Source organism: Anaerospora hongkongensis (genome assembly GCF_004339805.1).
GTDB classification, from domain to species: Bacteria; Bacillota; Negativicutes; order Sporomusales; family DSM-15969; genus Anaerospora; species Anaerospora hongkongensis.
In genome coordinates this window covers 194,791-218,202 of sequence record NZ_SLUI01000002.1, presented here as the reverse complement: position 1 = coordinate 218,202, position 23,412 = coordinate 194,791, and the positions used below count along the sequence as shown (strand labels likewise).

At 44.6% G+C, this 23,412-nt stretch carries 24 protein-coding genes and 1 riboswitch; of the genes, 21 read left to right on the top strand and 3 right to left on the bottom strand.

Features of this window, described 5'->3' with window-relative positions; genetic code table 11:
* Window positions 1-3 precede the first annotated feature (3 nt).
* From metA to EV210_RS03520, 5 genes are all read left to right on the top strand, one after another.
* On the top strand, window positions 4-960 hold the full coding sequence (gene metA, locus EV210_RS03540) for a homoserine O-acetyltransferase MetA (protein WP_132075659.1): 957 nt from the start codon (window positions 4-6) through the stop codon (window positions 958-960).
* Window positions 961-1,055: 95 nt separating this feature from the next.
* Window positions 1,056-1,475, top strand: coding sequence for a PadR family transcriptional regulator (locus tag EV210_RS03535; protein ID WP_132075656.1), 420 nt, complete (start codon window positions 1,056-1,058; stop codon window positions 1,473-1,475).
* Between the two features lie 39 nt (window positions 1,476-1,514).
* Entirely contained in the window at window positions 1,515-2,534 is a 1,020-nt protein-coding gene (locus EV210_RS03530; RefSeq protein WP_243650422.1) for an HlyD family secretion protein, read from the top strand.
* Between the two features lie 34 nt (window positions 2,535-2,568).
* Entirely contained in the window at window positions 2,569-4,152 is a 1,584-nt protein-coding gene (locus tag EV210_RS03525; RefSeq protein ID WP_132075653.1) for a DHA2 family efflux MFS transporter permease subunit, read from the top strand.
* 18 nt (window positions 4,153-4,170) lie between these two features.
* Window positions 4,171-4,614, top strand: a complete 444-nt coding sequence (locus EV210_RS03520; protein WP_132075650.1) for a universal stress protein — start codon at window positions 4,171-4,173, stop codon at window positions 4,612-4,614.
* Between the two features lie 71 nt (window positions 4,615-4,685).
* Here the strand turns inward: EV210_RS03520 and EV210_RS03515 are convergent, their stop codons facing one another.
* Window positions 4,686-5,828 (bottom strand): HD-GYP domain-containing protein, encoded by a 1,143-nt coding sequence (locus EV210_RS03515; protein WP_243650421.1) that lies wholly within the window; start codon window positions 5,826-5,828, stop codon window positions 4,686-4,688.
* A gap of 248 nt (window positions 5,829-6,076) precedes the next feature.
* Window positions 6,077-6,161, top strand: a riboswitch (cyclic di-GMP riboswitch).
* Between the two features lie 111 nt (window positions 6,162-6,272).
* Between EV210_RS03515 and EV210_RS03510 the strand changes: the two genes are divergently transcribed.
* From EV210_RS03510 to EV210_RS03465, 10 genes are all read left to right on the top strand, one after another.
* A complete protein-coding gene (locus tag EV210_RS03510) occupies window positions 6,273-6,467 on the top strand; it encodes a hypothetical protein (RefSeq protein WP_132075647.1) in 195 nt (64 codons plus the stop codon).
* 82 nt (window positions 6,468-6,549) lie between these two features.
* Window positions 6,550-8,124, top strand: coding sequence for a bifunctional diguanylate cyclase/phosphohydrolase (locus tag EV210_RS03505; RefSeq protein WP_132075644.1), 1,575 nt, complete (start codon window positions 6,550-6,552; stop codon window positions 8,122-8,124).
* 107 nt (window positions 8,125-8,231) lie between these two features.
* Window positions 8,232-9,710, top strand: a complete 1,479-nt coding sequence (locus tag EV210_RS03500) for a cbb3-type cytochrome c oxidase subunit I (protein ID WP_165898771.1) — start codon at window positions 8,232-8,234, stop codon at window positions 9,708-9,710.
* 217 nt (window positions 9,711-9,927) lie between these two features.
* Complete coding sequence (locus tag EV210_RS03495; protein ID WP_132075638.1) at window positions 9,928-11,304, top strand: hypothetical protein; 1,377 nt, start codon at window positions 9,928-9,930, stop codon at window positions 11,302-11,304.
* Between the two features lie 203 nt (window positions 11,305-11,507).
* The gene (locus EV210_RS03490) at window positions 11,508-13,886 is read left to right on the top strand and encodes an anaerobic ribonucleoside triphosphate reductase (protein ID WP_424218032.1); all 2,379 of its coding nucleotides are present in this window, start codon (window positions 11,508-11,510) and stop codon (window positions 13,884-13,886) included.
* The gene (nrdG, locus tag EV210_RS03485) at window positions 13,883-14,389 is read left to right on the top strand and encodes an anaerobic ribonucleoside-triphosphate reductase activating protein (protein WP_243650420.1); all 507 of its coding nucleotides are present in this window, start codon (window positions 13,883-13,885) and stop codon (window positions 14,387-14,389) included. The genes EV210_RS03490 and nrdG overlap by 4 nt, the downstream gene beginning before the upstream one ends.
* Before the next feature lie 186 nt (window positions 14,390-14,575).
* Complete coding sequence (locus tag EV210_RS03480; protein ID WP_132075635.1) at window positions 14,576-14,989, top strand: MarR family winged helix-turn-helix transcriptional regulator; 414 nt, start codon at window positions 14,576-14,578, stop codon at window positions 14,987-14,989.
* Between the two features lie 23 nt (window positions 14,990-15,012).
* Window positions 15,013-15,501 carry a GNAT family N-acetyltransferase gene (locus EV210_RS03475; protein WP_132075632.1) on the top strand — a complete coding sequence of 163 codons (489 nt, stop codon included), beginning with the start codon at window positions 15,013-15,015 and terminating at the stop codon, window positions 15,499-15,501.
* A gap of 181 nt (window positions 15,502-15,682) precedes the next feature.
* Window positions 15,683-17,167, top strand: a complete 1,485-nt coding sequence (locus EV210_RS03470; RefSeq protein WP_132075629.1) for an ATP-binding protein — start codon at window positions 15,683-15,685, stop codon at window positions 17,165-17,167.
* Between the two features lie 119 nt (window positions 17,168-17,286).
* A complete protein-coding gene (locus EV210_RS03465; protein WP_132075626.1) occupies window positions 17,287-17,682 on the top strand; it encodes a pyridoxamine 5'-phosphate oxidase family protein in 396 nt (131 codons plus the stop codon).
* Window positions 17,683-17,745: 63 nt separating this feature from the next.
* Here EV210_RS03465 and EV210_RS03460 read toward each other — a convergent pair whose 3' ends face one another.
* Window positions 17,746-18,153, bottom strand: a complete 408-nt coding sequence (locus EV210_RS03460) for an EVE domain-containing protein (RefSeq protein ID WP_132075623.1) — start codon at window positions 18,151-18,153, stop codon at window positions 17,746-17,748.
* Between the two features lie 83 nt (window positions 18,154-18,236).
* On the opposite strand from EV210_RS03460, the gene EV210_RS03455 reads away from it, so the two are divergent.
* From EV210_RS03455 to EV210_RS03445, 3 genes are all read left to right on the top strand, one after another.
* Window positions 18,237-19,145, top strand: coding sequence for a helix-turn-helix transcriptional regulator (locus tag EV210_RS03455; RefSeq protein WP_132075620.1), 909 nt, complete (start codon window positions 18,237-18,239; stop codon window positions 19,143-19,145).
* A gap of 81 nt (window positions 19,146-19,226) precedes the next feature.
* Window positions 19,227-19,565, top strand: coding sequence for a nuclear transport factor 2 family protein (locus EV210_RS03450; RefSeq protein ID WP_132075617.1), 339 nt, complete (start codon window positions 19,227-19,229; stop codon window positions 19,563-19,565).
* A 13-nt stretch (window positions 19,566-19,578) separates the two neighbouring features.
* Window positions 19,579-19,866, top strand: coding sequence for a Dabb family protein (locus EV210_RS03445; RefSeq protein WP_132075614.1), 288 nt, complete (start codon window positions 19,579-19,581; stop codon window positions 19,864-19,866).
* 53 nt (window positions 19,867-19,919) lie between these two features.
* On the opposite strand, the gene EV210_RS03440 is transcribed toward EV210_RS03445, so the two are convergent.
* Window positions 19,920-20,780, bottom strand: a complete 861-nt coding sequence (locus tag EV210_RS03440; protein ID WP_165898770.1) for an AraC family transcriptional regulator — start codon at window positions 20,778-20,780, stop codon at window positions 19,920-19,922.
* Window positions 20,781-20,958: 178 nt separating this feature from the next.
* Between EV210_RS03440 and EV210_RS03435 the strand changes: the two genes are divergently transcribed.
* The 3 genes from EV210_RS03435 (at window position 20,959) to EV210_RS03425 (ending at window position 23,408) form a co-directional block, all read left to right on the top strand.
* Complete coding sequence (locus tag EV210_RS03435; protein ID WP_132075609.1) at window positions 20,959-21,465, top strand: phosphopyruvate hydratase family protein; 507 nt, start codon at window positions 20,959-20,961, stop codon at window positions 21,463-21,465.
* Window positions 21,466-21,626: 161 nt separating this feature from the next.
* Entirely contained in the window at window positions 21,627-22,598 is a 972-nt protein-coding gene (gene gmd / locus EV210_RS03430) for a GDP-mannose 4,6-dehydratase (protein ID WP_132075606.1), read from the top strand.
* Between the two features lie 27 nt (window positions 22,599-22,625).
* Window positions 22,626-23,408 carry a glycosyltransferase family 2 protein gene (locus tag EV210_RS03425; RefSeq protein WP_132075603.1) on the top strand — a complete coding sequence of 261 codons (783 nt, stop codon included), beginning with the start codon at window positions 22,626-22,628 and terminating at the stop codon, window positions 23,406-23,408.
* The last annotated feature ends 4 nt before the right edge of the window (window positions 23,409-23,412 follow it).

The window sequence follows — 23,412 nt, the reverse complement described above, 5'->3', positions numbered from 1 at the left end:
GGTATGCCAATTAAGATTCCTAACAACCTGCCAGCAGTCAATATCCTCGAAAAAGAGAATATATTTACCATGGATGAGGATCGTGCTTATTCCCAGGACATACGGCCGCTTCGTATTTTATTATTGAATCTTATGCCCACAAAAATCGTGACAGAAACACAGCTGCTGCGGCTCTTAGGAAATTCTCCGCTGCAAGTGGAATTTGATTTTATGTATACCACGACATACGAACCGAAAAATACACCTCATGAGCATTTGGTTAAATTCTATGAAACATTTGCAGCCGTAAAAAGCCGTAAATATGATGGCATGATTATTACCGGGGCGCCAGTGGAACAAATTCCTTTTGAAGAGGTTGACTACTGGCAGGAGTTATGCGAGATTATGGACTGGAGCAGAACGAATGTTTATTCTACGCTCCATATCTGCTGGGGCGCGCAAGCCGCCCTGTATCATCACTACGGTATCCCCAAGCATGACCTCGCGCAGAAAATGTTTGGCGTCTTTCCACATACCGTAAATATTAAGGAAAAAATGCTGTTTCGCGGCTTTGATGACGTCTTTTATGCTCCTCATTCGCGGCATACCGAGGTAAAACGGGAAGATATTGAAAAGATACCTGAGCTTTGCATCTTATCGGAATCGGAGCAGGCAGGCATCTACGCAATAACGGATAAAAAACACCGGGCTTTGTTTATTACCGGCCATTCCGAATATGATCCACTTACGCTAAAGGCTGAGTATGACCGGGATGTTCTGCAAGGCCTGCCAATTAATATACCGGCTAATTATTATCCCAATGATGATCCGTCCAAAATGCCGGTGGTTCGTTGGCGCAGCGCTGCAAATTTACTTTTTTCAAACTGGTTAAACTATTATGTTTATCAGGGTACACCTTTTGATTTGGAAAAACTCACCGAACCGGATGATATAAGCAGCCTGTATGGAGCAGGAATTTAATAAAAATCGCAATACCCAAAAGGAAAGGTCTGCAATACCAGCGTATTGCAGACCTTTCCTTTTGGCGGACAAAGCGCAAAAAGATATTGAACTGGATGGCAAATATTGATATTATTAATAATGATATATTAATCAAAAGCGAAAAGGTGGGAATAGCAGCTGTGCCAAACGACAATTACGTGAGTTATGTAAGACTCGTGTTAGGTTTATACATACTGAAGATTCTTCAGCAGGCTCCGGCGCACGGAAACAAATTAGCTGTTGAAATTAAACATCGTACCCAAGGCGGGTATACACCAAATACGAATGCGTTATACCCTTTGCTGCGTACATTAGAGGAGCGGGGATATGTTGTTGGTGAGTGGGATAGTACCGTTACACGCAGCAAGCGGATTTATACGCTTACTGAGGCAGGTGGGGAGCGCATACCGGCACTGGAGGTCATGCTGGAAGAGCGGCTGAAACAAGTAGAGCAGAAAGTCGCCATCTTACGTTTAGATTTGCTGGGACAATAAGCGAAAGAACAACTTACAAGAAAAAGGCGAGGGGAAATTGTGAATAAAGGGACACCTGCAATCAGCAACCGGCACATGGTGATCATTATTGGTTTATTGGCGGCAATTTTAATTGCCGGTGGAATATGGTGGTGGCTGAGAGCAGCCAGGCTCGTGTCTACGGATGATGCCCGGGTAAAGGGAACAATTGTTGCGGTTAGCAGTAAGGTAAGTGGCAGAGTAGACAAGGTATTGGTAAATGAGGGCGATAATGTTACGCCTGGGCAGGTAATAGCCATACTTGAGCAACAGGAATTTGAAGTACAGGTAGAGCAGGCAAAAGCCAATCTTGCAGTGGCTGAGGCTAGGCTTGCCGCTGCTATCGCAGGAAACAGGCCGCAAGAAATTGCTCAAGCTAATGCTTCTGTGCTGCAGACAAAAGCAAATTTGGAAAACGCTAAAAAAAACAGTGAGCGCGATGAAGTCCTGTTCCAGCAGGGAGCAATTTCTATTCAACAAAGGGATTCCAGTAAAACGAGCCTTGCTATCGCCAGGGCACAGTACATTGCTGCTACCGAACAATACAGTTTAAGCCGGGAAGGATCCCGCCAGGAAGATATTTTGATTGCGCAGGCTCTTGTTCAACAAGCCAAGGCAGCTTTGAAAAATGCCGAAATCCAGCTGGCGGATGCGACAATTAAAGCACCTGTTTCGGGAGTAGTAGCCTTAAAATCAGTGGAAGACGGTGAAATTATTTCCTTTGGTCAGCAGTTATTCAGTATTACCAATCTTTCAGATGTATGGATTGGTGCCAATATTGAAGAAACCTATATCGGTAGAATAAAAGTAGGTCAGTTGGCCGAATTTACTGTTGATGCCTATCCGGGCAAGACGTTTACCGGTCATGTAGTGGAGGTAGGACCTGCTGCAGGCTCACAGTTTGCGTTGCTGCCGACAGAAAATAGTTCAGCAAACTTTACGAAGGTTACTCAGCGGCTGCCAGTTAAGGTAAAAGCAGAAAAATCGGATTTTGTATTAAAGCCGGGGATGTCGGCTGTAATTACTGTTAAGGTTCAATAATTACAGTGTCCAATTTACTAAAAGAGGCTAGTATATGATTAAAAAATATGCTATTTTATGCGCCGTCTGCCTTGGCACTGTGCTAAGTGCTTATGTCAGCAGTTGTGTAAATATTGCTCTTCCCAATATTATGGCGGCATTAAACTTTAATATGGACTCCGTTGTCTGGGTATCGCTTGGATATATGCTGCCTTATGGATCGACCCTGCCACTGACAGGCAAATTAGGGGATCTGTATGGAGCAAAACGCATGTACCTAACAGGGCTGGTGCTTTTTACCATTACCACCTTACTGTGCGGTATAGCTACATCTTCTGCAGAAATGATTTTCTTTCGCATCCTTCAGGGGATTGGAGCCGGGATGCTGCTGCCCAATGCTATGACAATTGTCGCCGAAACATTTGAAGCGCATGAGCGAGGGCAGGCACTGGGAATATGGAGCGCAATGGCAGCTGCCGGCAGTGCGCTCGGGCCAACTGCCGGAGGTTATTTAATAGAGAAATTTGACTGGCGTTCCATTTTCTTTTCCGTTGGACCGATTTGTGTGCTTAGTATTATTTTTGCGCTAACGGTGATACCCGCATCAAGAAAAAATCCGGAAGCTGCTGTCGACTATCTGGGAGCATGCATGCTTATTGCGGCCATCAGTTCGCTGCTTGTTGCCTTGAATCAGGGACAGAAGGAAGGCTGGGATTCTCTTTATATTCTTGTGCTATTTTATTTCGCTTTTGCCGCGTTTGTTTTATTTCTGCTGGTTGAATTAAGAGTGAAGCAGCCGATGGTTGATATGCAGTTGTTTGCGAATATGAATTTTACTGTAGCTAATGTGGTTGGCTTTATCACATTTGTGGCTTTTTACGGCGGAAATTTCTTACTGCCCTTTTTCATGAAATCCATATTACATTATAATTCGGTTACTGCCGGGATCATGCTGCTCCCGCTTACGGCAGCCATGGTACTGTTTTCACCGATCGGCGGGCGACTGGCTGACCGTTTCGGATCACAGCTGCCGGCATTTACCGGGATCAGCCTGATCGCCTGTGCGCTTTACTCACTGGATACGATCAGTGCTGATTATTCAGCCTGGAGTTTCTTCACACGCCTTTCCTTATTCGGTATCGGTCTAGGCCTTACCATGTCGCCTCTAACCAATTGTGCCGTTTCCTCATTGCCGAAGGATAAAATCGGTGTCGGGTCAGGAATCTTTAATTTGGCAAAAATTATTGGCGGCAGTATCGGGGTGGTTTTTGCCGAGACGCTGTTAACCCGCAGGGAAATTTATCATACTGCCGTATTAAATGAGTATTTGAATCCGGCAATTCACTCTTCACAGGATGTTTTCCGGCTGTTGCAGGCATTATGGGCCAATCAGGGAATGGACAGCGCCATGCTGCTGACTGCCGCCAATGGGTGGTTAACGGGGCATGGTCTGTTACCTGGACAGTATGTTATGTTTAAAGCGCTGCTAGGGCAAATGATTTCCCGTCAGTCTTCTATCTTATCTTTCCAGGACGTGTTTTTTACCGTTGCTGCCTTGTGTTTTGCTGGCAGCCTGTTGGCACTGCTTATCCGACGGAAAAGGGGAGACTCAGATCCTGCAGCATCGGAAACAATATAAAGTAAGGAGGGGTAGGTTATGCCTAAATTTCAAACGATTTTAGTTCCGGTGGATGGTTCGGTCAATTCTGAAAGAGCTTTGTCATATGCTGCGTATCTGGCTTTACAGTGTTCAGCCTCTATTGGTGTTCTGCATGTTGTGAACTTATCGTCCGCTGTGGCAGCTATCGGGCATGTAGGTACAGGGGGGTATATTCCAGACAGGGTGTTGGACGATATTCAGGAAGCCGGACAAAGCGTTATTGATGAGGCATTAAAAAAAATCCCCCCTGAAGTTGAGGCAAAGGGATTTTTAGAAATTGGATCGCCCAAAGATATTGTGGTAACTTTTTGTGCTGAGAAGAAATATGATGTAGTTATAATGGGCAGCAGGGGACTTGGCACGATTGAACAATTAGTGTTAGGCAGTGTAAGCAGTTATGTATTGTATCATTCTAACTGCCCTGTTATGGTTGTTAAATAACAAAATAGAAAGCGTTGGGGAAAAAGTAAAGCAGCGGCTGCAAACATGTCAGCGGCTGCTTTATTCGTTGTTTAGATAACGGATTGCTCCTGAGACGGCATGTTATTGTAGGCTTTGTCGGCGTAGGCCTGTGCATAATTAAAATAGGGATCTTCAAAATCGAGAATAAAAAGGCCGGGATTCTTTATCAAATCAAGTTCAATTGGCTGGTTGACAGGATTTCCATTCTTGTCAGTAGTGACGCGGACAATGGGAGTTGTTTTGTTTTTGATGCCGACTCCGAGAATAACGCCGCTTTCTTGTGTATTAAGGCGTACCGACTTGCCCATCGGAAAAATCGCAACATTTTGGTTAAAGATATCGACCAGGGCTGGGTTAAAATATTCGCCGGAAGCTTTGTTTAAAATTGCAACCGCATAATAGACAGGCGTAGGCAGGCGATGCGGCAGTCCGGCAATTAAGCGGTCATATACATCGGCAATGCTGATGATTTGGGCATATTCGCAAATGGAGTCACCCTGAATGCCCATGGGATAACCACTTCCATTCCAGCGTTCGTGATGCTGAAAGCAGGCATTAATCACATTAACCGGCAGGCCAGGATTTTCCCGCAAGACTTCCAAGGCATAAAATGGATGCCGTCTGTACTCTTCGCGTTCATCTTTGGACAAATAGTCTGGAAACTGCAGGGCTAATTGCCGGGAGAACTTAATTTTTCCGATATCATGCAGCATAGCGGCCAAACCTAGTTCGCTTAGTTGGTTGTTATCATAGCCCAGGGCCAGTCCGGTCATGACTGATAGAATACAAGTATTGACCGCATGAGAAAACATATACTCCTGTTTGCGGCGTATGTCCAAAAGATGAATCATGTTCTCTGGCTGCTGGCTGAGCTGAGTAATGAGGCTGCTGACAATATCCTTAACCCCATCCAGCTGGACTCCTTTGCCCACCCGGAACTGATTAACTACCTTTTTGGCCGCTATTGCAGCCTCCTGCCGGTGTTTCAAATCGTAAAAATCCTCTGTTACCGGGAAATCCTGCGCTTTCGGCTGCCCGACAAACAGGGAGGTAATACCCTGATTGCGCAAATACTGAATATATCGCTCTTTCATTTCAATGCCTTCATGGAGTAAAACGGTACCGTCATCCAAAACAAGCGATTTTGACAGGTACATGCCTGGCTGTATTTCATCTAACGTTATATTTCGCATAGATTTTTTCCCTCCCGCGATAAGCACAATGCCTATCAGTTCCACTCTATATTATATATATCGAACAGAGTGGGATTTTCTTAAATTGGATTTGCCCTTGCCGAAGAACCAGGCTTTTTGGTTCACTTGCCTGGGACAAAAATCCCGGCATCGGACTGTAGTCCTGAAAAAGAATTGACGATCTGGTAAAAACGTAATACAATTATACCAAAATACTACATTTTTTTTAATTTTATTGGTGATTTAAGTAAATATATAGGCAAACTTGTCGAAAGGCAAGGACGCAAAGCTATGGGTCTAAGGACAGTTGTCTATGATTGCCAGGTTGCCGATTCAATGCGAATTGTTATTGCAGCACAGTCGGGCATGACTGGTGCTGTTTTATTTTTATCAGTTTGAAAGTGCTAAAACGCCCGTTGGATATGGAAGCGGAGGTTTTCATCAATGCTTGATCAGGCGGAAATCCAAAAAATTATAAGAGAAAATTTGCCAGATGCCGACAACGATTTACTTTGCAGACTAACAGAAGAAGTTGAGAAAGAGATGGAGTCCCATGCTCAGCTTTTTATTCGCAATCTTCTGACGCAAGGCAGCGCAAAAACAAGAGGAGCACTCTTCAATGTTGATATTAAGATTTAAAAGTATTATTACTCCCTCCTAGGTTACGAACAGACATTTATCACCAGAACAACAACTGTGCAATAGATTTGGAGGGAGCAGTTTGTTCAAATTGCAAGGCAAGTTCGGCGCTATTTATGGTTTGCTTGTTATTGTATTTACTCTGGCTTTTATTGCTGTTAGTCCATCGCATATGTATCAGCTACTGTCGGTGGTATTTTGCGCCCTGGCATTTACTGCTTATCAATATCGTGGGGCTTCTTTCTCTTATGTACTGGTAGCTTGCATGGTAGGAGTCCATCATTTTCTGCTTATTGCTATGCAAAGTTACCGGACCGTGTCTGTAGATGTTTTGACACCATATATTATCAACTCGGGATTTATCTATGCGCCATTATTGTCAAATCCCTTTTATGCGTTAGGACCACTGGCTACCCTTGCGGTTCACTTTTTCTTCTATAAGGCTGAGGGAGAATGGTGGCTGGTGGCGACGAAGGTCATAGGCACTATTTTATGCGGCTTGCTTAGTGGAACCGTTATTCAATTTGTGCGCGGTATCACGCTTGAGCGTGACCGTTTTTTAAAATCCAGCATTACTGATCCTTTGACGGGTGTGCATACCTTTTCCTATATGATTCAATGCGGTCAGAAGGCAATGGACGCAGGGCATAAACTGACGGCTGTGCTTATTGATTTAGATAATTATAAGAACATTAACGAGACTTATGGACATTTTATCGGTAATAAAGTGCTCGTCCAGTTCGCCGAAACTTTGCGCAGTTTTATGGGACCAGAAGCATTGGTGGGCCGCATGGGCGGTGATGAGTTTGTTATATTGCTGAAAACAGAAATTGAGAGCAGGCCTGCTGCTGAAGTTCTGGAGCAGATGAAAGAGAAACGCTACATTACCGACCCTGATCTGATTCCAATTTGTGTGGTATTTTCTTATGGTATTGCCGTGCAAACACCGGGCGAACCGGTGACGATTGAACAGTTGCTGACCATTGCTGATAAAAATTTGTTTTATCATAAGATCTCGCAGAAGAACAGGCAGCTCAACTGTGAGGTTAATGAAGAAATTCCGGAGCCGTTTGTAGACCTGCTGAATGTTTTATCGCAAAAAGATATGTACACATTTATACACTCTTTGTATGTTGCCAGGTATAGCAAGGCTCTCGGACAGCTTTCCGGTCTGAGTCCTCTTGCTGTAGATAACATCGCTTTAGCCGGATGGCTGCACGATATTGGCAAAATTGCTATTCCCAATGAGGTATTACGCAAGCCGGCGCAGTTAAATCACGCTGAATACAAGTCTATCCAACAACACGTTGTATACGGTTTAAACCTGTTACAGTCTTTTGATGTCAAGAGCGATGTAATACGGGCAATTGCTGAGCATCATGAGCGCTATGACGGCACTGGGTATCCCTATGGAAAAGCAAAAGAGGATATTTCAATTGAAGGCCGCATTCTGGCAATCGCAGATGCTTATTCAGCCATGACCATTAAGCGGGTATATCGCAACCATCATTTTTCTGCGGAGGAAGCGGTTTGTGAGCTGGAAAAAGGAAAAGGATATCAATTCGACCCTGCCCTTGTTGAATGCTTTATCGCCATGCTGGTCGACAAGAATAAATTGAAGCCAGATGTATATACAAAAAAAGGACTGCCGGAATAGAGGAAATTCTATTCCGGCAGTCCTTTTTTGTAATATCTTTTTGCCAATTCTTTCATACTAAAGATATTGTATAAAATAACCTAAAAGGCGTTTAAAGGAGGATAAAATTGTTCCTATTTCAGCGGGTTCACTGCTGGTTTGCTTTATTTGCAATCGCCGGATTTGGTGTGCAGGGGCTGGTGTCGAATACCGGTGCATTGTCGGTATTGTTTGTCAATTTGCCTTTCCCTATTGAATATATCAACGGCAGAACTTTTCATGTGAATATCAGCCTTTATTGGACCTTCGCAGGGATCGTGAGCGGAATTTTTTACTTGCTTTGTCCCATCAACAATAAACAGGCGCAGTATTTTACCGGAGCAATATTTCTTTTCTATTCCTTGGGGACCTTGCTGATTCAGGCCATTTTGGCGCTGCATTTTACCGTAATCAGAGAATATCTGGAAGGGCCGGTAACTCTGCGGGCTTTGCTACTGGTGCCGCTGGTTATGCTTAGCGGTTACTTGCTGCGAGCCTATCCGGCGCTAGTAAAAGAAAAAGGTCATGTTATTCCTTCCGCAATTATTGCCGGATTATCGATACTCACGGCTTTCTATACTTCTACGGTCTATTATTATACGAATCCTGGTCTGGCGGAGTATCACCGTTTTCTTACCTTTCATATCGGCATTGAATTCGGTGCAGAAATGATCGGCCTGGGCCTTACAGTATTGCTGCTCATCAGGCTTGCAGCCATAGAACGCCCGGAAGGAGCCTTTATTGTTCTTGCGGCGGCGGGAATGGCGATACTTGCGCTGCTAGCTGCCGGTGCTGCATATCTGCTGTGGCCGGAAAACTGGCTGCTGCTTGCAGCAGCCGGCAGTGGCTTCAGTATGCTGCATGTAGTCCCGGCGCTGGTCTTTTTCGTAGTGGTGCTGCAACGAATACAGAACTGGCTCACCGAAAACAGAGATTACCGTTCCCGGCTTTCTTTGATGCTGGTTGGCAGCAGTTTAGTGTATCATATTATTGGAGCTGGAATGCTGGGGCTGTTTTTGGCCTTGCCGGCCACACATCAATATATCCAGGGCACCTATATTGTTTCTGCGCACTCTCATCTTGCTTTATTTGGTGTTTTTGGCTTTCTTGCGCTAGCCATATCCAGCTACTGCTTATTGGAGCGTGTCGAATTAACAAAAAAAGAAGAACGCTACTGCTCGGGGGGAGTTTTGCTGCTGCACATCGGGATGTTAACAATGGCAGCAGGGTTAGTTATGGCCGGAGGGCTGCAAACCTATTTGCTGCGTGTTCTTCATCAGCACATGTCGGTGGCTGATGCTCTTCTGAGACCCTACCTGTTTCTGAGAATCGGTGGAGGAATGATGTATATGCTGGGCAGCTTGCTGCTGGCCGGCACGATACTAAAAATCGTCTGGCAGCAAAGAAGAGCAGTTTTTGGTTACCGTCTAAAGTCCAGAAACAAGGAGTCCTTGTATAAAACATATTCACGGCTCGTACATAAGCAAAAAGAGCTGCAGCCTGTTATTCAGCGGATTATTATTTTGCAAAAAATTCAAGCTGTCATTACTAAACTGGCTAAAAAATAAATTTGCAACATATATAAGGCTAAGAAATGATTGGATAGTCCGGGCCTATCCAATCATTTCTTAGCCTTTTTAAGCTTATGCTGCTTGGGTTAGCGGAATATGGCGATTATTTATCTGCAGCATTCTACAATTGCTAATTAACATATGTCACATTTCGGTTAATATGCACGTATGATAGTATGCAGGTTGAATTTTTTCTGAAAGGAGTAGGTTTGCAATGAATAATGAATATCATAAATGTCCCAAATGTCATCAATGCCATTCCTGTCATCAATGTAATTCCGGCCATCAATGCAAGCAATGCCCATGTCCTATTTGTATTATTGTTCCGCATGGAGCAACAGGAGCAACAGGGGCAACAGGGGCAACAGGGGCAACAGGGGCAACAGGGGCAACAGGGGCAACAGGAGCAACAGGTGCAGGCGCTGCAGGAGTCACAGGAGCTACGGGAGCAACAGGAGCCACGGGAGCAACAGGTGCCACTGGTGCCACAGGTGCAGGCGTAACAGGGGCAACAGGAGCAACAGGCGATCCAGGGGCCACTGGGTTTACAGGCGCCACAGGCGCCACAGGATCCACAGGAGCCACAGGAGCCACAGGCGCAACAGGAGCAACAGGAGCAACAGGCGCCACAGGGGCAACAGGGGCAACAGGAGCAACAGGAGCAACAGGAGCAACAGGAGCAACAGGAGCCACAGGGGCAACAGGAGCCACAGGAGCAACAGGAGCAACAGGAGCAACAGGAGCAACAGGAGCAACAGGCGCCACGGGAGCCACGGGAGCCACAGGAGCCACGGGAGCCACAGGAGCCACAGGAGCGACGGGTGCCACAGGAGCGACGGGTGCCACAGGTGATACCGGGGCAGCAGGGCTAGCTGGGGCAACAGGAGCCACAGGAGCGACCGGGGAAACAGGAGCCACAGGAGCCACAGGAGCCACAGGAGCCACAGGAGCCACAGGAGCCACAGGAGCCACAGGAGCCACAGGTGCCACAGGAGCCACGGGTGCCACAGGAGCCACGGGAGCCACGGGAGCCACAGGAGCGACGGGTGCCACAGGGGCGACGGGTGCCACAGGTGATACTGGGGCAGCAGGGCTAGCGGGGGCGACCGGAGCAACAGGAGCAACAGGCGCGACCGGAGAAACAGGCGCGACAGGCGCGACTGGACCTGCAGTAGCCTTGGCGGGACTCCAAGTTCAATTGGTAGGGGATGTTGATGCAATTGCACCAGGTGCACCAGTTATCTTTGATGCGATTGTCAATGACCTGTCAACTGTTATCGCATATGACGCTGTGACGGGAACGGTGACGCTGTCTGCAACGGGTGTTTATTATGTTAATTGGTGGCTGGCGGCAGATGGAATTGCCGGTGACGGAACTGCTACAATGCCTACCTTCTCTCTTGTAACTTCTACTGCTGGTTCGTTCCTGTCTTCAAGTCCAATTGGTTCGGGCCAGTTTAGCGGCAATGCTTTAATTTTTGTTGCTGCTGTTCCGGTAACCTTCCAATTAGTGAGCGCAATTGACAGTACAACATTTTTAGGTATCCTTCCAGTTAGAGCCGATTTAACAGTTCTGACTGTCGGTGTATAATCAGTAAGCGAAATAAGCCTTATGGTTTCGGCCGTAGGGCTTATTTCATTTCGTGCTTCAGTTATACTATGTAGTAGATATTGTAGCGCAGTTAAGCTTTTTTTTGCACTATATCTTGTTGTATTACTATTGACAAACACAATATATGGTAATAACATTGTAGTTAGCAATCTAAATGGGGAGGCGAGGGGCCGTAGAATGTTATGCATGGCCTAATGACAGTTATGATTACAACAATTGTGAAAAGAGATGGACGGGAAGTACCATTTAATTTAGAAAAAATTAGTAATGCTATTAATAAAGCGCTTCAGGCCAGTGGAATGAGCGATGATAAACTTGCACTCGCGCTTGCAATTGATGTCTCCAAGCAAGTGAGTGAAGAGAGTTTTTCCAGAAAAACGGCTCCTACGGTTGAGGAAATTCAGGATATTGCGGAGCAGGTTTTGATTGATGCCGATCTTTCGAGAGCGGCAAAAGCTTATATTCTTTACCGGGCGGAACGTACCAGGGCGCGGGAAATGAATACCAGGCTGATGAAAACATATGAAGAAATCACCCATCGCGATTCGAAAGAGAGTAACTTGAAACGCGATAATGCCAATATTGACGGCAATACTGCTATGGGTTCCATGCTGAAATACGGTGCGGAAGGTGCCAAGATCTACAATGAGATGTATATCCTGAGACCGGAACACGCCAAAGCCAATCATGACGGTGATATTCATATTCATGATTTTGATTTTTACACTTTGACGACAACTTGCTGCCAAATTGATATTCAAAGGCTTTTTAAAGATGGATTCTCCACAGGACATGGGTTCTTACGCGAGCCCAATGATATTGCCAGCTATTCAGCACTTGCTTGTATTGCGATTCAATCGAATCAAAATGATCAGCATGGCGGGCAAAGCATTCCGAATTTCGATTACGGACTTGCTGATGGCATTCGGAAAACATTTGCCCGCCGATATATCGAAAATCTGGTAAGAACGCTTGAGTTTGCGGTGGGTCGTACAGCAGCTGTTGCTGATACCGTTAAAGCTGCTGCGAAAACTATTTTTGCTAATACGCAGCTGGTACCCGTGCTGGCAAATGATAACGATTATATTAAGCAGGAATATGCCCTTTTGGTTGACGAATTTGATGCTGAGACACTAAAAAAAGCGCAGGCTTTTTCCCTGGAACAGGCTTTAGAAGAGACCGATCGGGCAACTTATCAAGCTATGGAGGCTTTAATCCATAATTTGAATACGATGCATAGCCGCGCTGGTGCTCAAGTTCCCTTCAGCTCGATTAATTACGGTACCGATATTTCTCCGGAAGGACGCATGGTAATGAAAAATATCATGCTCGCTACCGAATCCGGACTTGGTTTTGGCGAAACACCCATATTCCCTATTCAGATATTTAAAATCAAAGAAGGGGTAAACTATAATCCGGGCGATCCTAATTATGATCTTTTTAAGCTTGCCTGCCGGGTTAGCGCCAAACGCCTTTTCCCCAATTTTTCGTTTATTGATGCTCCTTTTAATTTGCAATATTACCAGGAAGGCAATCCAGCAACAGAAATTGCATACATGGGCTGCCGGACCCGGGTTATTGGCAACGTGCATGACCCTAAACGGCAAATTGCCTACAGCAGAGGTAATCTGAGCTTTACTTCGATTAACTTACCGCGCATCGGTATTTTAAGCAATCAAGATATAACTGATTTCTATGCAAAACTGGATGATATGATTAATTTATGTATTAATCAGTTATTGGACCGTTTTGAAATCCAGTGCCGGAAGAAAGTCCGCAACTTCCCGTTCCTGATGGGGACGAATGTATGGCTTGATTCGGAAAAGCTGGGGCCTGATGATGAAATCCGGGAAGTCCTGAAGCATGGAACATTGACGGTTGGCTTTATTGGCTTAGCAGAATGCTTGAAAACCTTGATTGGTGAGCATCATGGACAATCGGTAAAGGCACAGCAGCTTGGGCTGGAGATTGTGGGTTATATGCGCAAGCGTATGGATGAAGCTGCAGAGAAATACAAATTAAATTTTTCCCTGATTGCAACACCGGCTGAAGGGCTTTCAGGCCGCTTTATTGAGATTGACCGCAAGCGCTTTGGCAGCATACCAGGGGTAACCGACCATGAATATTATACAAACTCTTTTCATGTTCCGGTTTATTATCCCATTAGTGCATACGACAAAATTAACTTGGAAGCACCTTATCATCAGTTTACCAACGGCGGCCATATCACTTATATTGAATTAGACGGCGATCCTACAGGCAACCTGGATGCTTTTGAATCGGTTATTCGCTGCATGAAAGAGCAGGGCGTAGGTTATGGTTCGATTAACCATCCTGTCGATCGTGATCCTGAGTGCGGTTTTAACGGGATTATTGGTGATCATTGCCCTAAATGCGGCCGCAGCGAGACCGAATGGCCACCATTTGAACGAATTCGGCGGATTACCGGTTACCTTGTCGGCACGTTGGAGCGATTCAATAATGCTAAACGAGCCGAAGTTAGAGACCGTGTTAAGCACCTTAATGTAACTGCAGACACCAGGGAGATGGAAACTCTTTGATTCAACTGAGACTTGCCGGGGTTATTCGCGAGTCAATTGTGGACGGGCCCGGTATACGGTTTGTTGTTTTTGCTCAGGGATGCCCCCATCAGTGCATAGGCTGCCACAATCCTCAGTCCTGGCCATTTGACGGCGGCTTTATTGCGCAGCCTGGGCAGATTATTGAGGAAATGTTGAAGAATCCGCTGGTAAAAGGCCTGACGATAAGCGGCGGTGAACCTTTCTGTCAAAGTGCAGCGATGGCACAGCTGGCGCAGGCTGCCCGGCAAAATGGATTTGATGTTATTACCTATACGGGCTTTACATTTGAAAAACTGCTGGAACAGGTAAAAACCGATCCAGCGGTGCTGGAACTGCTTTGTTACACGGATATTTTGATTGACGGGCCTTTCATACAAGACCTGAAAAGCTATGAACTTCGGTTCAAAGGCTCTTCGAACCAGCGAATGATTGATGTAAAACCATCGCTGGAACAGGGGAAGGCCGTGCTTATCCAGCTATAGGACAAAAAAGACAAGCTTGCCAGTGGCAACGCTTGTCTTTTTTCTGCGGTCAATGTATTATTTTTTGGAAATTTAGTTGAAATTTCAACTTTTATGTGATAAGCTAATTATAGTTGAAATTTCAATCATTATTTTGGAGGGATTGGTATTAGGGAATTAACAAATCAAGTCCTGCGGGAAGTTGGTATGCTGGCCCGCTGTATTCAATCCATTAGTGATATTAAATTCCGCGAGCTGAAGCTGCAACGAGGCCAGTTTGTTTTTTTGACACGTATATGTGAATACCCCGGAATTAGCCTGGTCGAGCTTTCTACTGTGCTTAAGGTAGATAAAGCAACGACAACAAAAGCAATTCAAAAGTTAATTGAAGAACAGTATGTTGTGAAAGAACGGAATGCAGAGGATAAGCGGATGTGGCATCTTTATCCAGCCGCAAAAGCGACAGCAAGCTATCCTTATATCATTGAGGAAGAAAACCGCAATATTGAAAACTGTTTTGCCGGCTTTAACGAACAAGAAAAAGAAGCAGTGTACGTATTGCTGAAGCGAATGCGCGAGAATATTGAGCAGGACTGGAAGCAGCTTAAAACAGGTAAATAGGCATATCATACGGAGGATTATAGATGGAAGGTATACGGATAATCGAGTACGCAGCTAGCTATCAAGAGGACATTATTGCTTTAATCCTGAGCATTCAGCAAGATGAATTTCATGTTGCCATTACCCGGGAAGATCAACCAGACTTAAGTGATATTCCCGGCTTCTATCAACAAGGGAAAGGCAATTTCTGGCTTGCGATTTATGATGATCAGGTTATTGGCACGATTGCGTTAGTGGATATTGGTAATGGGCAAGGCGCTTTACGAAAAATGTTTGTGAAAGCTGCTTTTAGAGGCAGCAGGTACAATACGGGTCACCAGTTGCTGCAGCAGCTGCTAATATGGGCAAAGCAACAGGATATGGGAGTAATTTATTTGGGAACTACCGAAAAGTTTTTAGCTGCTCACCGCTTCTATGAAAAAAATAACTTCGTGCAGATTGAGAAGCATGAACTGCCAGCCGCATTCCCTGTTATGAAAGTAGACAACCGTTTTTATCAGCGCAAATTGTAAATAAATATACACCTTCTGTAGAAATAGCGGTAAGTTTGTGCTGTTTTTACAGAAGTTTTTTTATTTATTGACATACAGGTGTCAGCCCTAGCTGTAAATGGGTAAAAAAGGAAGGGATTTTTAGCATTTGCAAGAATTAATAGAATTATTATGCTTATATGTATTTATAAGGAGCTAATGAATGTACTTTTCGGTGGGGACCGCAGCAAAAACATACATTATCCTGACGGTAATTGCTACAATATGCTCTTTAGTAACTACCTATTTATTCTTACAAGAAAAGGAAGACTTACTACTTCATAAAAAGCAGTTGCAGCTGCTCAGAATATCATCGGAATTAGAGCGGAATATTGAAAAGGAAAGCTTTACCAAGCAAGTAACAACTGTTGATAACATGGCTATTAGCGGAAAGGAAAAAGCCCTGCTTATCAATAAGTGGCTCCAGCCAGTATTAATGAAATTATCAGCGGAATATCCTGATTATGGTTTTGGTATATATTCCAAGCAATTAGAAAGGATTGTAGCCATCGGGCCGGAGTTTGATGAAAACCGTCTGATTAAGGTAGTACGTCACGAGTCACTCAAAGTATACGCATCGAGGCAGCCAGAATACTCCCGGTTTAATAACTCTACCGGCTGGGGAGGTAAGCCGATACTTAACATTGCCTATCCTATTTTCTATCAAGGCGAAGTAGTAGGACATACCTGGGCCTCTGCCAAAACTGAGGATGTTATGGTTGAGCTGCAGGTAGTGCAGGCACAGGTGATTTTGTACACAGCTGCTATTTACATGGCCATACTGGCGGTGATTTGGTTTGCCTTTAATAAGTGGTACAGGGGCTTGAGACGACTGGCGGCTTATATCAAAAATCACAACCAGCAGGAAGAATTAACGCGTGAGTTTCCTGAATTGCAATTTCTCATTGAGGAGATTGCCGGTTTGCGCGATACTCTGGAAACGGAGCATCAGCAGCGGGAAAAAGTTCTACAGGAGATTGCCCGGATTGACCGTCTCGATTCAGTAGGTGATATGGCTGCCAGCATTGGTCATGAAGTGCGTAACCCGATGACAACCGTGCGGGGATATCTACAGCTGTTTCAAAGAAAGCAGCAGTTTGCCGAGCATGCAGAGCAAATCAATACGATGATTGAAGAACTGGACCGGGCCAATTCCATCATAACCGAATTTTTATCACTGGCTAAAAATAAGGCGGTCAATATGAAAGTTGGCAATTTGAATACGGTTATTTATGCCTTATATCCGCTATTGCAGGCCGATGCCCTGCGCCGGGGGCATGAGATTGGCATCGAGCTGGATTCTATACCGGACAGTAACTTTGACGAAAATGAAATCCGCCAGTTGATTTTGAACCTGGTGAGAAACGGTCTGGAAGCGATGCAGCAAGAGGGACTGGTGACAATTCGTACGTATACTCGTGGCAAATGGCTGATTCTTTCCGTTGAAGACAAGGGACCAGGAATTCAGGAAGAAGTACTGGCAAAACTGGGAATGCCCTTTGTTACGACGAAAGAAGAAGGAACCGGGCTGGGGCTGCCTGTGTGCTACCGGATAGCCGAACGGCATGGCGCGAAAATTAGTGTTAAGACTGGCAGTGATGGCACGACCTTTATTATTCGGTTCTGCTTGCAGGCTATGCCGGTTTAAGCTTTGGTATTCGGGGACAATACAGCCCGGGAAACATTGTTATTCAGCCGGAAGTAGGGAGCATATTATTCTTCGGCAGCATCATAATAACATAAAAAGGGAAAGAAGGTAGATTTATAATGAAAGAAGTTTTGCAATTTCTTAGTGAAAACCCGACTTTTTATCTGGCAACTGTAGAGGGGACTATACCGAAAGTGCGGCCTTTTGGCTTTGCAATGGATTATCAGGGAAAACTGTATTTTTGCACCAGTAATAAAAAGAAAGTATATCAGCAGCTGACACAAAATCCTTATTTTGAAATATCGACAACGTCCAAGGAACATGAATGGCTGCGGTTAAAGGGCAAAGCTGTTTTTCATTCTACCAAGGAAACCAAGCAGGCAGCATTAGCTGCTGCTCCGTTCCTTAGCAATCTATACAGTGTTGACGATCCTAGCTTTGAGTTGTTTTATATTGAAGAGGCTGAAGCCGTCTTTTATAACCGGCAAGGTGTCGCCAAAACTATCCGGTTCTAATTCTGCAAGATAAGAAAGGACAACCTTCGATACGCAGGGTAGAGGTTGTCCTTTTTCTTCCTATTATTGTTTTGCCATAGCATGAATCAGCTGCCAATGCTCAGGGATAACAGGCATGACAGAAAGACGTGACAGGCGGACGAGTTCCCATTCCTGAAATACAGGATTTGTTTTTATTTCCTTCAGGGTTACCGGTCTGGTTAACCGGTAGCGCGGTTCAACATCTGTCAAGATGAACCTCTCGTCAGTTTCATTAGGATCCTGGTAGGCGGGGGATACGACCTCAGCGACGCCAATAATAGCCTTTTCCTTACCGGTATGATAAATAAAAACCAAATCACCTGGTACCATCTTACTAATATGCTTTAAGGCAGCAAAGTTTTTTACACCATTCCAGCGGTCGCGGCCTAATTTCTCAAGATCAGTATAACTGTAACTTTCAGGTTCGGTTTTGGCAAGCCAGTAAGCCATTTTTGCGCACTCTCCTATTCGGTATTGCTATACGAGCTGGTTCTTCTATTATATCCCAATAATAAAAGTAATTTTGGTGGGAAATGAAAATAAATCGCTTATATGAAATTACAACAATTTTATTGAACAGGCAAACGGTAACGGCCAAAGAACTGGCCGAACGTTTTCAGGTATCAACAAGAACAATTTACCGGGACGTAGACGTTCTTTCTACAGCAGGAGTGCCGGTGTATATGAATAAAGGCAAGGGCGGCGGAATTGCTTTGCTGGAGAGTTATGCCCTTAACCGTACATTGATTTCTGAGGCTGAAAGTGAAAGCTTGCTGCTTGCCATTAAAACACTGCAGGCAACACAATACCCGGGTGTGGATACTGCACTGGAAAAAATCAGTGCCCTATTCAAGAAAATACCTGAGCATGACTGGGTGGAAGTGGATTTTTCACCCTGGGGCAGCCTGCCTGAGGAGCAAAATAAGTTTACCGAGATAAAAAGGGCAATGCTGCAGCGCAAGGTTATCCGGTTTGTTTATGTAAATGGTAACGGTCAGAAAAGCATTCGTTTGGCAGAACCGGAAAAGCTGCTCTTTAAAGGGAATTCCTGGTATTTGTCTGCCTATTGCAGGCTTCGGCGGGAAAGCAGAACCTTCCGTATTTCCCGGGTAAAAAATCTGGAAGTGACGGATGAACAGTTTGCAGGGCGGAAAAAGATAGAAAACCCCGAGGCTGCAGAAGTTTCACAACAGTCTCTGATCAAAGTAAAGCTGCAATTTCAGGCCAAGGCCCTAAGCCGCCTATACGATTATTTTGAGGAAAATGCTATTACCTCCGGGCCGGACGGAAGCTGCGTCTTGGAAGCTGCCCTGCCTGAAGGGGAATGGCTTTACAGCTATATTCTATCCTTTGGCAGTCTGGTAGAGGTAATCGAACCGACACACATCAGGAATTTGATTACAAACCGGCTCCGTCACGCGCTAGCACTCTATGAACCGTAAAAGAAATATGACATGCTGTTGTCATATTTCTTTTTGTATGATTAGGTTGTGTCGAATAGATACTAGTAAGGAGCTGTTAACATGTCTATAAAATTACCTTCGATTATCGCAGATTTTGTTCGGGCTAAGAACGATTTTCAAGTAGAGGCAATGTTGGCTTGTCTGACAGAGGATGCTATTGTGGAGGATGAAGGTCAAACATTGCGCGGAACGGCAGCGATCAAAAGCTGGCTGGAAAGGACCCATGCCCAATATGATGACAGACTGGACGTCATTGGCGTGCAGTCGGAGGGCAGCCGGTATATCGTTACTGCCCAGGTTTTTGGAAACTTTGACGGCAGTCCGGTTCCGCTTGATTTTGATTTTGTTATTGCTGCTGGGAAGATTTCAGCATTATGCATTACCCTGCATGGAGAGTGAGGAGGCGTAAAAATTGATTATTAATCATTTGCTGTTAAAGTTGCAGGACCGAACAACTGCCAGCATAGCCCAGACTAAGGGCATACTGCTAAGTATGGAGGGGCGGATTGAAGTCCTTCGTAAAATACGAGTAGAGACAGATATTCGGCATGGAGCGTCTTCTTACGATTTAATGCTGATCACCGGGTTTGCTTCTATGGCTGATTTTGATACGTATTTGATTCATCCAGTGCATCAGGAGGTTTCAGCTTATGTGGGAAATGTAGTGGCGGCCGCTGCGTCGGTTTGTTACGAGAGCTAAAAAAAGAGCAACAAGAATGTTTAAGTTCTTGTTGCTCTTCTGTTTTAACCTGCCTATTTCAGCAGCTGTGAAGGTGCCACTTGTTTATATTTTTTAAAAAGGCGGCTGAAATAATTGCTGTCATTGAAGCCGACGGCAACTGCTATTTCAGTAATGGTAAGATCGGTTTCCCGTAGTAAAAGGGTTGCTTTGTTTAAACGAAGATGGTTAATGTATTCGGTAGGTGACTTACCTGTTAGGGTTTTAAAAAGACGGCAAAAATAGTGAGGACTCATTGCTGCCATTTGTGCCAAGCGGCCAAGACTGAGCTGCTCGGTATAATGATACTCTATATACTCCAGGATGGGATTGAGGCGGTCAAGCGTTCGGCGCTGACGCTCTTTTTCCGTTTCACTGATAGTTTTTTCGCCATACAAGCGAAGCAGCAGGACAAGGATGCGATAGATATAGGCTTTTACGGCAAGCTCATAACCTAAGTCCTGACGGTAATACTCAGCAATTAGATAACGGATTTCGCTAAGCAATTCATCATTATGATCAATTTGGTTGCGAAAAAGAATCCGGTTGTTTACCAAAGGTGTGACATACTTTGTCTGGCATAAGTCAAGCTGATTGCTGTGCAGAAAGGAAAGGTTAAACTCAATCACATAATATACCAGCTGATTGGATAAGCTCTCCCCATAATGAAGATCATTGCTGTTAATGACAATCAGTTCCCCCGGGCCAACATGAATGGGACGGGAGTTGCAATGGATCAAAGCCTCACCTTGTTCAAAATAAAGGATTTCGAAGTTCTCATGCCAGTGGCATTCAAAAGCCGTTCCTTGACGGTAATGTTCACTGCGATGAATGTCTACCGGAAAATCTTTATTAATATTAAAATCACACTTACGGCCATTTTTATCAATCGCCATCTTTATGGCAATCAGCCTCCAGTACAATTTTGTGCTATATTTTAACAACATTGTTCATGAAACACAAAATAATCGTTAGTATAATGGTATCATATTAAACAGTTTCATACATCTGCTTCCTACTATTAATTTGGAGATAAGCAGGATAAAATGCAGGCTAAGGAGGTAAGTTCAAAGCATGGATGGGGCAGTTAATATCTTCAGCGGAGGAAAAAAAGCTTCCAATACTCTTGACTTCTGCAGGTTTATGATTGTGCCTATAGGTCAATTGACAGCAGCTGAGTCGCATCAAATGTGTACGGAAGTTTACCATACTGTGGAACAAATTTTAAATAACCTGGGACGCAGTGCCTGCATTGATGGTGATGGTGGTTTTACGCCGAATTTGGTTTCAAATGAAGAGGGGTTAGCGGTTATAGTAGGGGCTGTGCAAAAAGCAGGGTATAAAGCGGGCGAGCAAATCGCTTTGGCCGTTGAGGTAGCAGCTTCCGATTACTATGAAAATGGAGAATATAATTTCCCTGGCGAAGGTTTTATTTGTACAACAAAGGAAATGGTTGAATATTACGCTAGACTGGTGGAGCAATATCCGATTTTTGCCATTCAAGGTGCAATGGCCAGGGAAGACCAACAGGGCTGGGAGCTGCTTGCCCGGCGTCTGGGAGACAAAGTGCACATTAGTTAAGACTCAAAGCCTGCGGAAATAGCCGGAGGCTTTTATTGCCCTTTCTGGTATATATTGGTGATTGTCACCACTTGACACATGCCTGCATACAATATGACATCTGGCTTACGAGTAGGGAGCATCGGATTCGTTTTGTAGAGTAGGCTTGTGGAGGTGGTTGGATGAAATCTGCTTTAATAACCGGCATTACTGGTCAGGACGGCGCATATTTGGCTAAGCTGCTGCTGCAGAAAGGGTATAAAGTATATGGCTTAATTGCGCGGCGGGCAACAGCAACTACATGGCGGCTGCAATATTTGAGCGTGGAAGAGGAAATCGAACTGATTAATGGTGATTTAACAGATGTAGCGTCCATTATTAGGGCGATAAAAGCGGCTAATCCTTGTGAAGTCTATAATTTAGGGGCACAGAGCTTTGTCGGAACGTCCTGGCAGCAGGCTATTTTAACATCTCAGTCTACTGGGATCGGTGTATTAAATGTGTTGGAAGCAATTCGGCAAACAGATCCGTCAATCAAATTTTATCAGGCTTCCAGCAGTGAGATGTTTGGCCTGATACATGAACCGATACAATCGGAAACAACGCCTTTCCATCCCCGTAGTCCTTATGGAGTGGCAAAATTATTCGGTCACTGGATGACCGTAAACTATCGGGAAAGCTTTAACATGTTTGCCTGCAGCGGTATTCTTTTTAATCATGAATCGCCAATACGGGGAATTGAATTTGTAACCAGAAAGGTTACTGACGGCGTAGCCAGGATTAAGCTAGGCAAAGAAAAAGAGTTGCGGTTAGGCAATTTGGATGCAAAACGGGACTGGGGCTTTGCGGGTGACTATGTCGAGGCGATGTGGTTAATGCTGCAGCAGGATCGTCCGGATGATTATGTTGTCGCTACCGGTAAAACAACAACTCTCAGAGATATGTGCAAAATTGCTTTTGAATATGTGGGTCTTAATTATGAAGATTATGTGGTAATTGATCCTAAATTCTACCGTCCCGCTGAAGTCGACATCTTGCTTGGCAATCCGGCTAAAGCCAAAAGGGTCTTGGGCTGGGAAGCAAAAGTCAACCTGAACCAATTAGTTGAAATGATGGTAGATGCTGATCTGGCCCGCATTAGAGAAGAGAATTGAACAGAATAAAAGGAGTGCTGGGATCAAATGAGTGCTGACGATTTTGTTACAATTGCCATTTTGGCCAAAGATAAAGCACATGTTTTACCGTTCTACCTTGATCTAATTGAGAACCAGACCTATCCTGCTTCCAAAATCAAGCTTTATATTCGGACAAATAATAATAATGACAATACTGCAAAGGTACTGGAACAGTGGATCGAGAAGGTTAAAGACCGGTATTCGGAAATTTATTACTCCTCCAGTGATGTTGATGAACAGGTGCAGCTCTATTCGCCGCATGACTGGAATGATTTGAAGCTGACTGTACTTAAGCGCCTGCGCCAGGAATCAATTGAATGGGCCCGCGCCAGAGATACTCATTATTTTGTTGTTGACTGCGATAATTTTATTGCCCCCGATACCTTAGAAGTACTCCTTAAAACCGGGATGCCTGTTATCGGACCTTTTCTAAAAAATTGCGACAATGCTGACAGCTATTATTCTAACTATCATTTTCATGTAAATGAATATGGCTATTATCAATATGCAGAGTTATACTTTGATATTTTCCATCAGAGAATTAAGGGCCTGATTCAGGTAGAAGTCATTCATTGTACTTACCTGGTTCGCCGTGAAATTCTCGATGTAGCCAGCTATATTGACAATACTGCCCGCTATGATTATGTTATCTTCAGCGATACGCTGCGCAAGGCAGGTATTCCTCAATACATTGATAATCGTCGTGAATATGGCAGGCTTACTTTCTGTGATACGTTTGAAGATTTTTGTGCCAAGGGTATAGTAGTCAAAGAGAATAAAGGAAATTGAACGG